The organism is Meridianimarinicoccus marinus, assembly GCF_040689105.1.
Classification (GTDB): domain Bacteria; phylum Pseudomonadota; class Alphaproteobacteria; order Rhodobacterales; family Rhodobacteraceae; genus Meridianimarinicoccus; species Meridianimarinicoccus marinus.
This window is the reverse complement of the sequence record NZ_JBFBVU010000041.1, coordinates 1-16,819: the sequence shown is the minus strand read 5'-3', so window position 1 is coordinate 16,819 and position 16,819 is coordinate 1. Positions and strand designations below refer to the sequence as shown.

Genomic DNA, 16,819 nt, shown 5'->3' with positions numbered 1-16,819 from the left:
TACTTGTTCGTTGTCTTTGTCATGATGCTCCATCCTACTCAGGAGTTGGAGCCTCCGGCAAACCCGGTGCGGGTCAACGTGCAAGAGAAGCCCTTCAAGGAGGCCGTCGCTTCGGGCAGTTATTTGGGTGTTTCAGCTGAACTGCTGCGCCAGTTTCGGAACGGTATTCTTCACGGGAAAATCCAGAGTTTGGAACCTCTAGATTGGGGGGAGGACTCTGACGATAAGACCTGTGATACGCAGACCGAGCTGTTCCATACTCAGATCCGCCTCGTGCTATTTCTCCTTCAAGCTATCATTGCGAGAGTGGATGCAAATCATGAAGTTTGGTTCAATGAAGGCGACTTGGTCGAGGAACTCATCTTCGCGGTTCAAAAAGAAATTCCGGAAGATTCGGTCGATCACACTGAAGAAGAAATAGACCCGCCCGGATTGTTCGTGGATCAGAAGTTCATTCACTACGTCTAATAGCGAGTGCCACGCTTGCCGCTCTAAGCGCTGCGTAAGAGCAGAAGCTCGTTAGCCGCTTGGCCAAAGAGATCAGCAATCTCCGAGATGTCTTCTCGGTCCGTTTGCCGACCCAGACCTAGCCGGAAGGCATTACGCGCCCTAGGAGTGTCTCCGAACATGGCGAGCAGAACGTGAGAGGTTTCGACCTGTTCTGTGGCGCAGGCGCTCGATGCGGAGAAGCAGATGTCGTTTCTAAGCTTCTGCATCAGCGCTTGTGGTACAACGCCGTCGATTGTGATGGACATCGTGTTGGGCAACCGAGCCTGAGTGTTCCCATTTATCTGCACTTGGAGGGTCTCTTTGAGTTCCCTTTCGAGTTGATCTCGAAGGGCACCAATCCGCTCCCGGTCACGGTCTATGTGCTTTGAGATGAGCTCAAATGCATGTCCAAGGCCGGCAATTCCAGGCGTATTCAGGGTCCCTGCTCTCAAGCCCTTTTCCTGCCCGCCGCCAAACATTACAGGGGCCAAATTCACCCGTGGCTTTCTGATGGAACGGTAAAGGGCTCCTACTCCCTTTGGGCCATAGGCCTTGTGTCCGGAGAAACTCGCCAGATGAATTGGCGAGTTCTTTAGATCAAGTGGCACCAGTGCCGAAGCCTGCGAGAAGTCCGTGTGAAACAGCGCCCCTGCATTCTCGGCAAGCTGCCCTGCCTGCAGGATGGGTTGTAGCACACCAGTCTCATTGTTGGCGGCCATGATAGAGACCAAGCCGGTCTCATCGGTCAAAGCATCTGCCAGCTCCTCGAGCGAAATTTGACCACCTTCATCAACGCCCAATCGCGTGACCTGCGCGCCCTGGCCTTCGAGATGGTCGAAACAGGCCAGCACCGATGGGTGCTCAATTTTCGTGGTGATCAAATGAGGCCGTCCCGCTTCCTGCAGTCTTGGGAATGCACCCAATATCGCTAGGTTGTTTGCTTCGGTGGAGCCAGCCGTGAAAATAAGCTCGGTTTCTTTGCAGTTTACATGGGCCGCGATTTGCGTGCGCGCAGTTTCGACAATCCGCGCCGCTGCCGATCCTTGGCTGTGTTCAACACTAGAGGGGTTGGCATAGCTTTCCCGACTGACCCGTATAACCGTCTCCAAAACATCCGGATCAATTGGTGTTGAAGCATTATGATCGAGATAAATTGGTGCGGACATCGTGTTACGCACTTCCCGCGATCAGCTCGGCTGCATCAGCCGGGGATTTCAGGCGGACCGAGAGTTGCCGAACACCACGATCAATGTGGAGCCGAAGGCGATCCAGCAAATCAGTGCCGTCTGTCTCGATCTCTTCAGGACCAAACTCAACATATTTCAAGAGGTCAATGAAGAGAGGCTGGAAGTCCCCAAACAGCGTGTAGGCATTAAATTCTTGACCCTCGCTTGTGTCATCAGCCGCGCCGGAAATGGGCCCAGCTTCAAAGGATGACAACATCGCCATACGACATACTAGGTTCGGTGTGAGACCTGATCTTTGTGAGATGATCCTGACCTGGCCTGTGGCCTTCGATGAAATTCGAAACTTGTTAATGTGCATCGGTCGTCTCCATCAAAACCTGTGCATCCTGCTCTGGGTCCAGCACAGAAATCTCCGTGCGCCGTCCGCCGCCTACCGCACCGATCTCAAAGCGACGGCTCACATAAGGCGTGATGATATCTGCTAGATCCGGTGTCAGCTCTGTATCAGTGCACAGCATGATAACTTGGGCAGAGCTCCGCGGCACGTAATTTGCCATCAGGTTTGTCCGGTGCTGTCGGTCCAGCCGCGACAATGGCGTGTCGATAATCATCGGCAGTTCTCTTCCGCTTGTTCGGCCAAGCGCCCATAGCATCGAGATAGCAAAAAGTTGCCGCTCGCCAGCGGAGAGTTCTGACGGGGTAATCTCTCTGCCGTCTTCGCCCAAAAGCTTCAGCTGAAACGTGTTGGGGTCGACAATGACATCGCGCACAAGGAACTTACGCGTAACGAGCCCGCCAAAGGCGTCAATGAAGTGCTTGGAAAGAGAGGCGAGGCGCAGTTCAACAATGCGCTCTTCGTAATCGTTAAGCGCGGCCTGCGCCCGCGTCGCCAAGTCTCGCTTTTCTTCTGCCTTGACCAGAGCAAAGACAGCGTCTTGCGACTTACGCAACTCGCGCTCCAAGCGTTCGACCAGCGCACGCGCCTGCGTTGCTTCGGCATGCTTGCGATTGAGTTCTGTTTCAACAGCGCCGAGCTCAAATTCGGCGCTCTTTAAGTCCTCAAAAGCACCGGACGCCGCGCCTGGCCGGAAGTTCTTCAACTGGTCCTTCAAGATCGTGCGTTGCTTCTGTAGCTCTGCCAGTTGTACAGCAAGCGTGGCCATCTTGACCCGTTCATCAGAGACCTGAGCAAATTTAGCCATCACCCAGTCAGGTTCAACGCTCAAGGCCATTCTTGACCCGGAGCTTTGGAGGCGATCCGCGAAATCACGAAGCCGCACAAAATGGGCCTTCGTCCAATTTGCGTCCTCTTTGCCCACAGCCTCCTGAAAACTGGAAACAAAGGCATCGATCGCGGGAGCCGACTGCTGTCCGCGGGCCTGCTCCACATCGGCTGAAAACCTTGCCAAGAGTTTTGGAGCCAGGGCGAAAGGTGCAACGCCGTTTACAAGCGATTTGAGTACGTTGGTTTGCTTGGTCAGATCAGTTTCGACGCGCTTGAGTTCCTCCGACAGAGTGTCGCGGCTCAACGCGCTGCTACCGCCCTCTTGCTCAAAGACCTTTTGTGATGCTTCACTTCGGCGTGCGAGCCGCATACGTTTGGCCGAAAGAGATCCAATCTCTTCTTCAGCCAAGACCAGATCAGACTTGGCGATCTCCAGGTCGCGTCCGAGACCTTCAAGGTCATTATCCCCTTCCTGGTCCATGCTGCGTGACTTGTAGAGCGCAAGGTCACTCCTAAGCTGATCAAGAATGTCGATCCCCAATAAGGATTTGATGGCATCGGTCAGACCAGTGTTTTCTTGGTCGTCCGCAATATCTTGGATCTTTTCTCCGTCGAAGAAAAAGAGCTGCGACACTCCAGCCGGGATGAGGTCCTCGAGATAGTGGTTCCAATCCTCGCTTGGGATATCGTCGACTGAGGCGCCATTGCGTTCAAATTCGAGGCTTTCGACTACGCTTGCACCGCGGGCGGCCCAAGAACGTCGTACGGTGTATATATCCTCATTGCCGAGGTGTTGGCTCTTGAAGCCCAGTTCGACAGAGGCGCTGCGATCCGTGGCAAAGTTGTTGATCCGTTTGAGCAGATGTCGCTCATATTCGACTTGGCCAACCCGGGCACCAAGGGCGCGTTTGCCGTAAAGGGCCAAACGTACAGATTCCAGGAAAGTTGTCTTTCCCGCTCCATTGTGTCCAACCACTAAAACCACGGGCTTCTTACCGTCCGCATCTGGAGCCAGTTCAAAACAGTGCTCACCGCCGTAGAGACCAAAATTCACAAGACGTAGGGATTGGAGGATCATGATTTAGTCTCAAATAGCGGGTTGGACGATGTCGATTTGTTCTTTTCCAGCCGCTCTTTGCGTTCGTTCAGGACCGTTGTTTCGTCACGCCATTCCTGCTCAAGAACGGAAGCGATTTTTCTGTGAATGAGGGTGCGTCGCTTTAGACCACGTACAGAACGTTCCGCTTCCAGGAGCTGGGCCATGAGACGTGGTGGCAGGTCATGCTTGGAGCAAACCTCTGCGAGGACTTTCGCGTCATCAGCTTGAAACTCAAATCCATCAGCGGCTTCCGCAGGAAGCTCCTTGCCTGTAACCGCCTTCACTGTCTCAGAAACAGCATCGCCCCAGTCACCTTGCTCACTGCGCCAGATGCGACGGATTTCCCGAAGCTCCTCGACTTGAATGAGAACCGTCTTTTCCCCCGGCGGTGCCTTGGCGTTCACCTGCTCTTGAGCTTCAAGGACCTTGCGAAGCAGTTCCTTTCTATAGGCAAAAAGGTAAGGACCAGGAATTGATGTCTCGGAGTCGCCAACGAACGTCACGGAACCGTCCCGCCGCTTGAAGTCTCGGAATTCCCTTTTTCTGTCCGGGTTTTGCGTTTCCGCCAACTCGTCACGCAAATCGAGAAGTGGTTCGAGCCACTCTTCGCCATTGTCGATCATCGCTTCCATTGCTTTGTCTTTGGTCACGACGGTACAGACCCAACAGCCGAAACGAGAATTTCCACAGCTTTCAGTTTGCTTGTCGACCACAAGCGGGCACTCGCCGGCTTGAGCATTCCGATACATGGCGAGCAGGTCGCGGTTGTCTGAACCCCAGGGCGAGGGGTTTTGCAGAAGGAAGGCCCAGACATCATCCACACTCAACGCTTCGATCGGCGTAAACACGAAAGCCCCCGGTAAGGTCGAATGACGTGACAAAGCCGTTCCATCGATCTTGTGAAGCGACATCACCTGAGCACGGGTTGCACTTTCAGCGGACCTCACGCCCAAAACCATGACCACCTCGCCGTATTCAGCAACGCGGTTCTTGATAAAAGCATTGGCGGGGTCAATCTTCAGCCGCTCCGTGCACCAGCGGAAGCGTTTTGAAGGTGCGGGATATCCACGTCCGATCAGATTGACCCAGAAACTGTCGGAGGTCACTGGAACCACCTTCTGCCCGGTTATCGGCATATTCTGATCTGCCGCTGCTGCGTTGATCGCGGCCAAGGTGTCATCGATGTAGTTTACGATGACCGGCGTCTCGACAAGCGTGTCGGAGCTCAAGACGAAGATCGGCTTGCGTCGTTCATCCTCTGGAAGAGCGCGGACGGCACCCCAGATCAGCTGCAAGGCACAGGTCGAATCTTTTCCGCCGCTGTATCCTATCACCCATGGCCGGTCATCGGCCGTGTAAACGGCGCGGATATGATCCTGCAGGGCGGCTAGATCGAGGCCTGCCTTTTTTGCGAAGTTTGTATCTATATTTGCTGTCATGCGACGACTTTCTCTTCAGCCAATGACGCCAAGTAGTCGTCTTCATTCGCTTGTTCTTTTTCGGTTAGCGGCAAGCCAACGGCCCCAATCAGGACGTTTGCCGCCAGATGTACGGATTTCACGCTGCCATCCATGCCACGCGCACCCATCACGCGAGGACGCCACAGTTGCGCATTGCGCTTGCTCCAATTGATCTCTGCAAGGGGCGCCAAACTTTCCGCCCATCCATCTGGCTTTGCTGCGATGAGACGTGCCCCCAAGGCGCCAAAGGCTTGCAACATGACGCCGTGGGCATGGACCGTTTCTTTGCGCAGATCGCCAGCCGTTGTCGTGCCTCGCATCAGTTTATGCCAGTCTGGGATCACTTCAGAAACCTGACGCCAATACGCGATAACAGTGCTTTCGGTGTTTTCGCCAAACCGGTCCGCCTCTTGTCCCGCTAGCAATTTGTTGGCTTGATTCAGGCTGGACAAGGTGAAGAGCTTTTTGGCTCGGTTTGAAAGTGACGTTTTTTCTAGCTCAATGAATTCCTGGAAGAACGGTATGCCCTCCAGCACCCGCGTGCTCAAACGCGCCAAGGGGTTCCTGCGGTCATAAAGGACGTTCAAGGACCCGGATGGGCGCACTGCATTCTTGTTGAGGTCTGCGAACATTTGCTGGCAGCGCTCCAAGCCTTCATCCACAAAGAGCACCACCGAGATCGTTTCATTTTCGAGCTTGGGCCGCGCTTTCAAGGCTTCTTCAATTGCCGCGCGGCGGTGTTGACCGTCATTCAAGACTATGCGGCCTGTCATCGAGAGGCGTAGCTCTCCGACATTGCGAAACTGGAGGCTGTCGCTGGCCGGGGAAAACTCCAGATCTCCGTCCACGGATGCGCAGAGCGACGAAAGGGTATATTCTTCGAAGTTTTCCGAAAGATAGGATGCGATCTGGGGAACGCGCACATTTGACAAAACGCGTTGAGCGCGCAGGTCAGCGGGCAGGTTTTGGCTGTCGAATTCGAAAATCTTTGGCACCATCTTGAGTGGCACCATGATCACATAATATTCTGTTCCAGCCTGAACGCCGCGGATGGCTGCAAACGTATAAAAATTTCCACTCATGAGGCTCCCCGCCCTTTTCTTGGAAGTCTATGGAAGTCTCTCGGGAAGTCAATGTGAAACGTCGTCTGGAGCACCGACATGTAAGTGATGGGGTGTTCCGTGTGAACTAGCCCAAGAATGTGTTGAGCACGAGCCCATTCGGTCGCAATGCCAACATCCGGGTTCTTTGCGTCGGCTGGATCTGAAATTTGTGTCTCCGCCGATTAAGGAAAGGATCCTTGTTCGTATTTTTGGGCGAAACCCTAGCGAAATCGCGATCGCTCGCGCCAGCGCTCGTCCGGGCATCAGCCACTGGTAGGGGTGCACGCAAGGCCGATGGATCGCAGAAAACGAGCACCGACCCGATTCGACCATGAAAGGAGCAGCGGCAGCGTTGGGCCATGAGTGATATCCCCCTAGTTGAGTTTCGCACGATCCCTGCCTCTGCGCGCAAAAGCCCTACTACGCATCCACTACTGTTGTCCGCAGCTCAATAACGCTCTTCTTGATCGGTCTCGTGATCCATCGCGAGGCTAGTCATGACCGTTACGCCCTTCAAAACCGAGACGTCTTCCCGCAGCGCACGCATGTTGCGCACGGCACTTGGGCCGGGCATCGCCGCCTGGCTCGAAGATACGGGCGTCGTCGAGGTGATGCTGAACCCTGACGGGCGCCTCTGGGTTGACCGGCTAGCCGATGGGCTGAGCGACACAGGCGCGGTGCTGTCTCCCGCCGATGGCGAGCGCATCATCCGTCTTGTCGCGCATCAAGTCGGGGCGGAGGTCCATCCCGCGGCCCCGCGTGTTTCGGCTGAATTGCCGGACACGGGCGAGCGCTTCGAGGGTTTGCTGCCGCCAGTCGTGTCTGCACCCGCATTTGCCATTCGCAAGCCTGCCGTCGCGGTGTTCACCCTCGCGGACTATGTTTCTGGCGGCATTCTCACGGCCGATGTCGCTCGTCACCTGCGCGGGGGAGTCACCAGCCGCTCCAATATTCTCGTCGCGGGCGGGACCTCGACCGGCAAGACGACCCTGACCAATGCGCTCTTGGCGGAGGTCGCCAAGACCTCAGACCGCGTTGTCCTGATCGAGGACACGCGCGAGCTGCAATGCCTGACCCCCAACCTCGTGGCCCTGCGCACCAAGGACGGGGTCGCGACCTTGTCCGATCTCGTGCGCGCGTCGCTGCGGCTGCGGCCTGATCGCATCCCCATCGGCGAGGTGCGCGGCCCCGAAGCGCTGGACCTTCTGAAAGCCTGGGGCACCGGCCATCCGGGCGGGATCGGGACGATCCATGCCGGGTCCGCCATTGGTGCTCTGCGGCGGCTCGAACAGCTGATCCAGGAAGCGGTGGTCACCGTCCCACGCGCCCTGATCGCAGAAACCATCGACCTGATCGCCGTTCTGTCCGGACGGGGCGCCGAACGTCGCCTCGCCGAGTTGGCGCGTGTCACCGGCCTGACAGCTTCGGGCGATTACGCCCTCACCCCCCTTTTCCCACCAACACAAGGAAGCCATCCATGACACTTCTGCCATCATTTCGCACAGCCCTTGGCGCAACCGCGCTCGGCCTCGTCGTCTTCGCCCTGCCTGAGCCGGCGCTCGCCGCCGGGTCCGGCATGCCATGGGAAGCCCCCTTGCAATCCGTCCTCGAGTCGATCGAAGGCCCGGTCGCCAAGATCGTCGCGGTGATCATCATCATTGTCACGGGCCTGACGTTGGCCTTCGGCGACAGTTCAGGCGGGTTCCGGCGGCTGGTGCAGATCGTCTTCGGGCTCTCCATCGCCTTCGCGGCCTCAAGCTTCTTTCTGTCCTTCTTCTCCTTCGGCGGCGGGGCGCTGATCTGATGGAGAACCCCACCGACATTCCCGGCTATTTCGCGCCGGTGCACCGCGCCCTGATCGATCCGATCCTGCTGGCCGGTGCTCCCCGCACCATCGCCATTGCCAATGGCACCCTGGCGGCCGCCATCGGGCTGGGCTTGCGGCTCTGGCTCGTGGGCCTCGCGTTCTGGCTCGTTGGTCATCTCCTTGCCGTCTGGGCCGCGAAGCGGGACGCACAGATCGCCGAAGTAGCGCGACGGCATCTCCGTTACCCGTCCTGGTTTGGGGTCTGAGCCGATGATGCGTCTCGCCGAATACCGCTCCAAATCCACCCTACTAGCCGATTTTCTGCCCTGGGCCGCGTTGATCGCGCCCGGCGTTATCTTGAACAAGGATGGCAGCCTGCAACGCACAGCGCGGTTCCGGGGGCCTGATCTGGATTCCGCCACGCCCGCCGAACTGGCCGCCACATCGGCCCGACTCAACAGCGCGCTGCGGCGGCTTGGTTCCGGCTGGGCTGTCTTCGTGGAAGCGCAGCGGATCCCAGCGCAGGACTACCCCGCCTCCAAATTTCCCGATCCTGTATCCGCCCTCGTCGATGCCGAACGGTGCGCGCAGTTCGAAGAAGCGGGCGCGCATTTCGAGAGCGCGTATTTCCTGACGCTGGTCTGGATGCCACCCGCCGACGACGCGAGCCGCGCCGAAGGTTGGTTGCTGGAGAACGCGCCTGATCGCAGCACCAAGCCACTGGATCTGATCTCGGGCTTTGTCGGCCGCGCCAACCGGCTTACCGATCTGCTTGACGGATTCATGCCGGAGATCGCCTGGCTCTCTGATGCCGAGACCCTGACCTAACTGCATTCGACCGTTTCGACCCGGCGCCAACGCGTCCGCGTGCCCGAGGTGCCAATGCATCTGGACGCGGTGCTCGCCGATGATCCGTTGGTGGGTGGGCTGACACCCCGGCTCGGGACCGCGCATCTCAAGACGCTGACCATCATCGGCCTGCCAAGCGCCACCTGGCCCGGTCTGCTCGACGAGTTGAACGCGCAGGGTTTCGAGTATCGTTGGTGCACAAGGGCGATCTGCCTCGACAAGACGGATGCCGCCCGGGTGTTCACCCGCATTCGCCGACAGTGGTTCGCCAAGCGCAAGTCGGTGGCCGCGATCCTCAAAGAGGTGATGACCAACGAAGCCTCGACCCTGCTCGACAGCGATGCGGCCAACAAGGCGGCGGATGCCGACGAGGCACTGCAAGAACTCGGTGCCGATGTGGCGGGCGCGGCTTACGTCACCGCCACGATTACCGTTTGGGACGAGGATGCAGCAGCCGCCGAGGTCAAGCTCAAGGCCGCCGAGAAGATCGTGCAGGGGCGGGATTTCACCTGCATCCCGGAAACATTGAACGCGCTCGAGGCCTGGCTCGGCTCATTGCCCGGCCATCTTTACGCCAATGTGCGCCAGCCCCCGATCTCGACGTTGAACCTTGCCCATATGATCCCGATCTCGGCGGTCTGGGCGGGGCCGGACCGGAACGACCACCTCGACGGCCCGCCGCTGTTTCACGCCGAAACCGACGGCACGACCCCGTTCCGCTTCTCCACACATGTGGGCGATGTCGGCCATACCTTGATCGTCGGCCCGACCGGGGCGGGCAAATCAGTCCTGCTGGCCCTCATGGCGCTGCAGTTCCGACGCTATGCCGGTGCCCAGGTCTTCGCCTTCGATTTCGGCGGCTCGATCCGCTGCGCCACGCTCGCCATGGGCGGGGACTGGGAAAACCTCGGCGAGGCGCTGGCCGACGAGGAACCAGCGGTGCAGCTACAGCCGCTCGCCGGGATCGATGAGGCGCCGGAACGCGCCTGGGCGCAGGACTGGCTCGCGGGGATCCTCGGGCGCGAAGGCGCGACGATCGACCCCGCTGCGCGGGACCATCTCTGGTCGGCTTTGAGCTCGCTCGCCTCGGCCCCGCGCGAGGAACGCACGCTGACCGGCCTCTCGGTCCTCCTGCAATCGACCGAGTTGAAACGCGCGCTGAAGCCCTTCTGCCTCGGCGGGCCTTTCGGGCGGCTTCTCGATGCTGAGGCCGAGGACCTGGGCAGCGCGGACGTGCTCGCGTTTGAAACGGAGGGGCTGATCGGCTCAGCAGCGGCACCCGCCGTGCTGGCCTATCTCTTCCACCGCATCGAGGCGCGGCTCGACGGGCGGCCTACGATGGTCCTGATCGATGAAGGCTGGCTGGCGCTCGATGACGCCAATTTCGGCGGGCAGCTGCGCGAATGGCTGAAGACGCTGAGAAAGAAGAACGCCTGCGTTGTTTTCGCCACCCAATCGCTGGCCGATATCGACGGGTCCCTCATCGCACCCGCCATCGTCGAGAGCTGCCCCACGCGGATCTTCCTTCCCAACGAGCGCGCCTTCGAGCCCCAGATCGCACGGATCTACCGGAACTTCGGGCTGAACGACCGCCAGATCGACATCGTCGCCCGCGCGACGCCCAAGCGCGACTACTACTGCCAGTCGCGCCGCGGCAACCGACTCTTCTCGCTCGGTCTCGGCGAGGTGGCGCTGGCCTTCACCGCCGCCTCATCCAAGGCCGACCAGGCCGCCATCAGCGAGTTGCTCGCCACCCATGGCCGGGACGGCTTTGCCGCCGCCTGGCTGCGCCATCGCGGTCTTGATTGGGCCATCGACCTGCTCGGGCCCGACATCGCACCAGCCGATCCGACACCCCCTCACCCTGACCAGAAGGAGACAGAACATGACCAGTAATCCTGACCGCCCTGCCCGACCCCGCAAACTCGCCGCCGCATTGATGGCCAGTGCCCTCGTCCTGACACCGGTCCTGACGACACCGGCTCAGGCCTTCTTCTTCGGGGGAGGTGGGCGGATCGTCTACGACCCCCGGAACCACGCCGAAAACATCCTCTCGGCCGCCCGCGCGCTCGAGCAGATCAACAACCAAATTGCGCAGATCCAGAACCAGGCGCAGATGCTGATGAACGACGCGCTGAACCTTGCGAACCTGCCGCATTCCTCGCTGGCGCAACTGCAGGCCGCCATCGGTGAAACCCAGCGACTCCTGGCCGATGCCCAGAGCCTCGCCTTCGACGTGGCGACCATCGAACAGGCCTTCGCGCAGGACTACGGCACTGCCGCAGCGCAGGGTGATTTCGACGCGATGATCGCCGGTGCGCGCGAGCGGTGGGAAACCTCGGTCGCGGGCTTCGAGGACGCGTTGCGCGTGCAGGCCGGGGTCGTGGGCAATATCGACGGCGCGCGAACTCAGATGGACGCGCTCATTCGCGAAAGCCAAGGAGCCGTCGGCGGCCTGCAAGTCGCGCAGGCCGGGAACCAGCTCCTCGCATTGCAGTCGACGCAGATCGCCGATCTGACCGCCGCCATCGCCGCGCAGAACCGGGCCGAAGCGCTTGAAGCCGCCCGCATCGCCTCCGCCGAGGCGCAGGGCCGCGAGAACCTCGCGCGGTTCCTCGATTACGGCGGCGGCTACTCCCCCAGCACAGTACGGCTGTTCGGGGAGTAAGCGCATGGCCCTCGACACCCCGCGAACTCTGCGCCTTGTCGCTTTCGGTCTCGGCGGCCTTGCCGCCCTCGCCGCCGCGGTCGAACTGACACGCACCGTCCTGCCCACCGACACCGGGCATGTGGTCAGGGATGACGCCTTGCGCGGCACCCTCGCACGGTGCCGTGACCTGACGCCCGAAGACTACGCCACCAACACCGAATGCCGCGCCGCCTGGGAGGCGGCCCGGCAGCGCTTCTTCGATCTGGCTCCAGAGCCGGCCGGGACGGAGTAAGGCAATGGGCGGCGTCAGTGTCATCGACCGATTTCTCGAGGTCTTCGCCTCCTACATCGATTCCGGCTTCGGCCTTCTGGGTGGCGACGTCGCCTTTCTCGCCACCACGCTGATCGTCATCGACATCACGCTGGCCGCCCTCTTCTGGGCCTGGGGTACGGATGACGACATCATTGCCCGGCTGGTGAAAAAGACCCTCTTCGTCGGGGTCTTCGCCTATATCATCGGCAACTGGAACACGCTGGCCCGGATCGTTTTCGACAGTTTCGCGGGGCTTGGGCTGGTCGCTACCGGCGGCACCATTTCCGCCGGTGAACTGCTGCAGCCCGGGCGCATCGCGCAGGTCGGACTTGAGGCCGGGCAGCCGATCCTCGCCTCCATCGCCGACCTCTCCGGATTCGTCGCCGTCTTCGAGAACTTCATCCAGATCGGGATCCTGTTCTTTGCATGGCTTGTGGTTCTGCTGTCGTTCTTCATCCTCGCGGTCCAGCTTTTTGTCACCCTGATCGAATTCAAGCTGGCCACGCTGGCAGGCTTCATCCTCGTGCCCTTCGGCCTCTTCAACAAGACCGCCTTCATGGCCGAACGCGTGCTGGGTCTCGTCATTTCTTCCGGCGTCAAGGTGCTGGTGCTGGCCGTGATCGTCGGCATCGGCTCCACCATCTTCAGCGAGTTCACCGCCGGGTTCGCGGGTGAGCCCACGATCAACGACGCAATGTCGGTGGTCCTCGGCGCGCTGGCGCTCCTTGCTCTTGGCATCTTCGGACCGGGCATCGCCAATGGCATCGTCTCGGGCGGGCCGCAACTTGGCGCAGGGGCCGCGGTCGGCACCGGTGTCGCCGTGGGCGGCGCTGCGGTCGCTGGTGTCGCCGGGACCCGAATGGCCCTTGGCACTGGCGGTGCCGCCCTGCGCGGTGCCAGCGCGGTCGGGAGCGGAACCGCCACTGCATACCAGCTTGGCGCGGCCTCGCGCAGCACTGCATTGGGCAAGTCCGTCGGTGGCGTGGCCGCAGTCGGAAAGACCGGTGCCGTCGCCGCGTTCAGCCCGCTCCGGCGCGCGATCTCGGACGGCGCGCAATCCGGTGCCCGCGCAGCCTATGCCGCTACCGGGGGACGGATGGCGGGTGGGGCCCTGCCATCCCCGGCCAATGGCGGCCCGCCCGACTGGGCGCGCCGGATGAAACGCCAGCAATCCCTTCAACACGGCCTCTCGACCGCCGCTCATGTCATCCGCTCCGGCGATCATGGCGGCGGCGGCACGGTCGTCAGCCTCTCCGAAAGGTCCTCCTGATGTTCCGACGACCCAGCGTCCGCTACGGCACCACGCCCGAGCCCGTCACCCCATACCAGAAGGCTGCCCAGGTCTGGGACGAGCGGATCGGCTCGGCCCGCCTGCAGGCCCGCAACTGGCGGCTGATGGCCATGGGCTGCCTCGCGCTCTCTGCCGGGCTCAGCGCGGCGCTCGCCTGGCAATCGACGCGCAGCAGCGTCGTCCCCTACGTGGTCGAGGTCGACAATCTCGGTGCGGCACAGGCCGTCACGCCAGCCTTGGCCGAGTATCGCCCGACCGATCCGCAGATCGCCTGGCATCTTGCCCGCTTCGTCGAGCATGTCCGGCAGGTCCCAGCCGATCCGATCGTGCTGCGCCAGAACTGGCTGCGCGCTTATGACTTCGCCACGGATCGCGGCGCCGTCGCGCTAAACGACCATGCCCGGGTGAACGATCCCTTCGCGCAGGTCGGCGACACGCAGATTTCCATCGAGGTCTCGAGTGTCATCCGTGCATCAGAGTCGAGCTTCCGCGTCGCTTGGGTTGAGCGGCGATACGAGAACGGTCAACTCGCCACAACCGAACGCTGGACCGCCATCCTGACCGTCGTGGTCCAGCCCCCACGCGATGCAGAGCGCCTGCGGGCAAACCCGCTCGGCGTCTATGTCCATGCCATCAACTGGTCGAGGGAGAATGCCCAATGAGACGATTTCGCCCCATCCCCGTTCTTCTCCTCGCGGCCACCGCGCTGACCGCCTGCACGGGACAGCGCCCGCCCGAAATCGCCTATGACGACCAGGTCCCGACCCTCGCCCCACCGCCGGCACCGCCCCCGGCCGAGGGGCCGCCCCGCCCGGTTCACACACCGCCTGCCTGGACGCCCTCCCGCGGCGGCGATCCGGAAGCGGACACACCGGAAGCCCGCATCATCGCCGCCAATGCCGCGGCAAGGGTCGAGCCGCGACAGCAGGGCTACTACAATGCCATGCAGGTCTTCCCGTGGAGCGAAGGCGCACTCTACCAGATCTATGCCGCCCCCGGGCAGATCACCAATATCGCGCTCGAACCCGGTGAACGCCTGACCGGACCCGGCCCGATCGCGGCCGGCGACACCGCGCGCTGGATCATCGGCGACACCACCAGCGGCGCAGGCCGCACCGAGCGCGTCCATATCCTCGTGAAACCCACCCGCCCCGACATCTCCACCAATCTCGTCGTCAACACCGACCGGCGCAGCTATCACATCGAATTGCACGCCGACGAGGAGACCTGGATGCCCAGCGTTGCATGGGCCTATCCGGAGGTGCGATCCACGCCCCGCACCCCGACAATCCGCCGTCCCGCGATCCCGCCCGAGGCCGAGCGGCACTACCGTTACGGCTTGCAGGGCGACGCCCCACCCTGGCGGCCGGTCTCCGTCTTCGACGATGGACGGCGTGTCTATGTCGTGTTCCCGCCCGGCATCGCCCAGGGCGAAATGCCCCCGCTCTTCGTGATCGGCGCGGATGGGCGCGGCCAGATCGTCAACACCCGCGTACTCGGCAACGTGCTGATCGTCGATCGTCTGTTCGGCGCGGCGGAACTGCGTCTCGGCGAAAGGCAACAGCAGGTCGTGCGGATCGTGCGGACAGATGGCGATCAGCGCCCGCCGCGCGCGCCACAGCCGGAGGCGGAGCGATGACACAACCCCCTGACATGCCGGAGCCACCACGGACCGAGGAAGACATCGCCCAGGCGCTTCGCCTCAGGCCCGATCCGCCCCGTGTCATGCGCCTGTCCCGCCGGGCCATTGCCCTTGCCACCGCAATCGGCGGTCTGGGTCTGGGCGCGATCCTGATCGTGGCCCTGCAGAACAACCGGCAGGAGGGCACCCAGACCGAGCTCTTTTCCACCGAACGCATTCAGGCGGCTGAAGGGCTGTCCACATTGCCTCGGGATTACGCCGATATCCCGCGTCTCGGCCCGCCCTTGCCCGGTGAGTTGGGCCGCGCCATCCTTGGCGCGCAAGATCGCGGCCAGCCGGTCCCGGCACCGCCCCTTTCCGGTCCATTGGCCCCCACAGTCGATCCGGAGGAACAACGCCGCCTTCAGGAACTCGACGCCGCCCGCCTGAGCGCCCTTTTCGCCGAGGCGCAAACCGTGCAACCCGGCGGAGCACAGCCCACATCGACGCCCCCCGCGACCGGCGCGCTGTTCCCCTCCACATTGGGCAGCCCGACGGCAAGCGATCCGGTCTCAAACCGAGAGGCGTTCCTCACCCGACCCGGAAACACGGAAACCGTGAGTGCACAACGCATTACGGCACCGCCCAGCCCCTACATCCTGCAGGCCGGCACGGTGATCCCGGCCGCCCTGATCACCGGCTTGCGCTCCGACCTACCCGGCCAGATCTCGGCCCAGGTGACTGGAGACGTCTATGACAGCCCCTCCGGGCGATACCTGCTGATCCCGCAAGGGGCTCGGCTTCTGGGAGAATACGACAGCCGCATCGCATCCGGGCAAAGCCGCCTGCTTCTGGTCTGGACCCGCCTCATCCTTCCGGATGGTCGCTCCATTGTGCTGGAACGCGCGCCCGGCGCTGACGGAACCGGCGCGTCCGGCCTGCAGGACCGGGTCAACTATCATTGGGGTCGCGTCTTCCTCGCCGCAGGCCTCGCCACGATCCTGAACCTCGGCCTGGAAAGCGGGGCCGACAGCGAGGATGACGTCGCCCGTGCCATTCGCGAGGCCGCGCAGGACACGATCGGACGGACCGGGGACGAGATCGTCCGCCAGCAGCTCGCCGTCCCGCCGACACTGACCATCCGTCCGGGCTTCCCCGTCCGCGTCATGGTCACGCGCGACCTGATCCTCGAGCCTTTGGGAGAAGTAAGATGACGAAGCTGAAGCTTGGCCCGATCCATGACGACAAGCCGGTCAAACTGACGGTGGAGCTTCCCGCCGACGTGCACCGCGATCTCTGCGACTACGCGACGGTCCTCGGCCAACAGACCGGACAGGACCTTGAGCCCGCCCGCCTCGTCGCCCCCATGCTCGACCGCTTCATGTCCACGGACCGCGGCTTCGCCGCAGCGCGCAAAACGGGATCGAGGGCGAACCGCAAGAAATCAGACCCACCGAGGCCACTGGATACTGATCAGGGCTAAGTATCTGTGAAATCGTAAGTCTCTTGGCGGATCGCATTGCACACGGATCGCACATAGGCACCCCCTACCCGCCTGAAGTTGCGACGGAGTCGAGCCGATCCTCCATAGGTCGAAAACAACATATTTGGTCTGTATACGCGCCGAAGAGGGCATGTCTGATACCCGCCCTGAACTGGCCCCCATTTCGCCCGGACATCTTGGCTTGAGCCAGGAGGCTTAAGGATAGCCTTAAGCACGTGCTG

16 protein-coding genes and 1 pseudogene are annotated in these 16,819 nt (G+C 61.6%); 12 read left to right on the top strand and 5 right to left on the bottom strand.

Features of this window, described 5'->3' with window-relative positions; all coding sequences use genetic code 11:
* Window positions 1-468 (top strand): hypothetical protein (locus tag AB0T83_RS18795; RefSeq protein ID WP_366194756.1); only part of this gene is annotated, 468 nt, incomplete at its 5' end.
* Window positions 469-491: 23 nt separating this feature from the next.
* Here the strand turns inward: AB0T83_RS18795 and AB0T83_RS18790 are convergent.
* From AB0T83_RS18790 to dndB, 5 genes are read right to left on the bottom strand one after another with little or no spacing between them, the layout of a single operon-like run.
* A complete protein-coding gene (locus tag AB0T83_RS18790) occupies window positions 492-1,655 on the bottom strand; it encodes a cysteine desulfurase family protein (RefSeq protein WP_366194755.1) in 1,164 nt (387 codons plus the stop codon).
* 4 nt (window positions 1,656-1,659) lie between these two features.
* Entirely contained in the window at window positions 1,660-2,034 is a 375-nt protein-coding gene (gene dndE, locus AB0T83_RS18785; protein WP_366194754.1) for a DNA sulfur modification protein DndE, read from the bottom strand.
* Complete coding sequence (gene dndD, locus AB0T83_RS18780; RefSeq protein WP_366194753.1) at window positions 2,024-3,979, bottom strand: DNA sulfur modification protein DndD; 1,956 nt, start codon at window positions 3,977-3,979, stop codon at window positions 2,024-2,026. Before dndD ends, dndE begins: the two co-directional genes overlap by 11 nt.
* The gene (gene dndC, locus AB0T83_RS18775) at window positions 3,976-5,439 is read right to left on the bottom strand and encodes a DNA phosphorothioation system sulfurtransferase DndC (protein WP_366194752.1); all 1,464 of its coding nucleotides are present in this window, start codon (window positions 5,437-5,439) and stop codon (window positions 3,976-3,978) included. The genes dndD and dndC overlap by 4 nt, the downstream gene beginning before the upstream one ends.
* Window positions 5,436-6,542: a DNA sulfur modification protein DndB gene (gene dndB, locus AB0T83_RS18770; protein WP_366194751.1), complete on the bottom strand. Its 1,107-nt coding sequence runs from the start codon at window positions 6,540-6,542 to the stop codon at window positions 5,436-5,438. Before dndB ends, dndC begins: the two co-directional genes overlap by 4 nt.
* Before the next feature lie 566 nt (window positions 6,543-7,108).
* Between dndB and trbB the strand changes: the two genes are divergently transcribed.
* The 11 genes and pseudogenes from trbB to AB0T83_RS18715 all read left to right on the top strand — a co-directional run bounded on the left by trbB (window position 7,109) and on the right by AB0T83_RS18715 (window position 16,577).
* A complete protein-coding gene (gene trbB / locus AB0T83_RS18765) occupies window positions 7,109-8,044 on the top strand; it encodes a P-type conjugative transfer ATPase TrbB (protein WP_435891195.1) in 936 nt (311 codons plus the stop codon).
* Entirely contained in the window at window positions 8,041-8,367 is a 327-nt protein-coding gene (locus AB0T83_RS18760; RefSeq protein ID WP_299785164.1) for a TrbC/VirB2 family type IV secretion system protein, read from the top strand. Before trbB ends, AB0T83_RS18760 begins: the two co-directional genes overlap by 4 nt.
* Window positions 8,367-8,636 (top strand): VirB3 family type IV secretion system protein, encoded by a 270-nt coding sequence (locus tag AB0T83_RS18755; protein ID WP_093014907.1) that lies wholly within the window; start codon window positions 8,367-8,369, stop codon window positions 8,634-8,636. The genes AB0T83_RS18760 and AB0T83_RS18755 overlap by 1 nt, the downstream gene beginning before the upstream one ends.
* 4 nt (window positions 8,637-8,640) lie before the next feature.
* Window positions 8,641-11,115, top strand: a pseudogene (gene trbE / locus AB0T83_RS18750) (conjugal transfer protein TrbE).
* The gene (gene trbJ, locus AB0T83_RS18745; protein ID WP_366194749.1) at window positions 11,105-11,887 is read left to right on the top strand and encodes a P-type conjugative transfer protein TrbJ; all 783 of its coding nucleotides are present in this window, start codon (window positions 11,105-11,107) and stop codon (window positions 11,885-11,887) included. Before trbE ends, trbJ begins: the two are co-directional and overlap by 11 nt.
* Before the next feature lie 4 nt (window positions 11,888-11,891).
* Entirely contained in the window at window positions 11,892-12,161 is a 270-nt protein-coding gene (gene trbK-alt / locus AB0T83_RS18740; RefSeq protein WP_366194748.1) for a putative entry exclusion protein TrbK-alt, read from the top strand.
* A gap of 4 nt (window positions 12,162-12,165) precedes the next feature.
* The gene (gene trbL, locus AB0T83_RS18735) at window positions 12,166-13,452 is read left to right on the top strand and encodes a P-type conjugative transfer protein TrbL (RefSeq protein ID WP_366194747.1); all 1,287 of its coding nucleotides are present in this window, start codon (window positions 12,166-12,168) and stop codon (window positions 13,450-13,452) included.
* Complete coding sequence (gene trbF / locus AB0T83_RS18730; protein ID WP_366194746.1) at window positions 13,452-14,135, top strand: conjugal transfer protein TrbF; 684 nt, start codon at window positions 13,452-13,454, stop codon at window positions 14,133-14,135. The genes trbL and trbF overlap by 1 nt, the downstream gene beginning before the upstream one ends.
* Window positions 14,132-15,112 carry a P-type conjugative transfer protein TrbG gene (gene trbG, locus AB0T83_RS18725; RefSeq protein ID WP_366194745.1) on the top strand — a complete coding sequence of 327 codons (981 nt, stop codon included), beginning with the start codon at window positions 14,132-14,134 and terminating at the stop codon, window positions 15,110-15,112. The genes trbF and trbG overlap by 4 nt, the downstream gene beginning before the upstream one ends.
* Window positions 15,109-16,308: a TraB/TrbI/VirB10 family type IV secretion system protein gene (locus AB0T83_RS18720; protein WP_366194744.1), complete on the top strand. Its 1,200-nt coding sequence runs from the start codon at window positions 15,109-15,111 to the stop codon at window positions 16,306-16,308. Before trbG ends, AB0T83_RS18720 begins: the two co-directional genes overlap by 4 nt.
* Entirely contained in the window at window positions 16,305-16,577 is a 273-nt protein-coding gene (locus tag AB0T83_RS18715; protein WP_366194743.1) for a DUF2274 domain-containing protein, read from the top strand. Before AB0T83_RS18720 ends, AB0T83_RS18715 begins: the two co-directional genes overlap by 4 nt.
* Window positions 16,578-16,819 lie beyond the last annotated feature (242 nt).

What these genes read in the sequence shown, in the direction of transcription:
- AB0T83_RS18790 (WP_366194755.1), bottom strand. Translation starts at nt 1,655, where the DNA reads ATGTCCGCACCAATTTATCTCGATCATAATGCTTCAACACCAATTGAT.
- dndE (WP_366194754.1), bottom strand. Translation starts at nt 2,034, where the DNA reads ATGCACATTAACAAGTTTCGAATTTCATCGAAGGCCACAGGCCAGGTC.
- dndD (WP_366194753.1), bottom strand. Translation starts at nt 3,979, where the DNA reads ATGATCCTCCAATCCCTACGTCTTGTGAATTTTGGTCTCTACGGCGGT.
- dndC (WP_366194752.1), bottom strand. Translation starts at nt 5,439, where the DNA reads ATGACAGCAAATATAGATACAAACTTCGCAAAAAAGGCAGGCCTCGAT.
- dndB (WP_366194751.1), bottom strand. Translation starts at nt 6,542, where the DNA reads ATGAGTGGAAATTTTTATACGTTTGCAGCCATCCGCGGCGTTCAGGCT.
- trbB (WP_435891195.1), top strand. Translation starts at nt 7,109, where the DNA reads ATGTTGCGCACGGCACTTGGGCCGGGCATCGCCGCCTGGCTCGAAGAT.
- AB0T83_RS18760 (WP_299785164.1), top strand. Translation starts at nt 8,041, where the DNA reads ATGACACTTCTGCCATCATTTCGCACAGCCCTTGGCGCAACCGCGCTC.
- AB0T83_RS18755 (WP_093014907.1), top strand. Translation starts at nt 8,367, where the DNA reads ATGGAGAACCCCACCGACATTCCCGGCTATTTCGCGCCGGTGCACCGC.
- trbJ (WP_366194749.1), top strand. Translation starts at nt 11,105, where the DNA reads ATGACCAGTAATCCTGACCGCCCTGCCCGACCCCGCAAACTCGCCGCC.
- trbK-alt (WP_366194748.1), top strand. Translation starts at nt 11,892, where the DNA reads ATGGCCCTCGACACCCCGCGAACTCTGCGCCTTGTCGCTTTCGGTCTC.
- trbL (WP_366194747.1), top strand. Translation starts at nt 12,166, where the DNA reads ATGGGCGGCGTCAGTGTCATCGACCGATTTCTCGAGGTCTTCGCCTCC.
- trbF (WP_366194746.1), top strand. Translation starts at nt 13,452, where the DNA reads ATGTTCCGACGACCCAGCGTCCGCTACGGCACCACGCCCGAGCCCGTC.
- trbG (WP_366194745.1), top strand. Translation starts at nt 14,132, where the DNA reads ATGAGACGATTTCGCCCCATCCCCGTTCTTCTCCTCGCGGCCACCGCG.
- AB0T83_RS18720 (WP_366194744.1), top strand. Translation starts at nt 15,109, where the DNA reads ATGACACAACCCCCTGACATGCCGGAGCCACCACGGACCGAGGAAGAC.
- AB0T83_RS18715 (WP_366194743.1), top strand. Translation starts at nt 16,305, where the DNA reads ATGACGAAGCTGAAGCTTGGCCCGATCCATGACGACAAGCCGGTCAAA.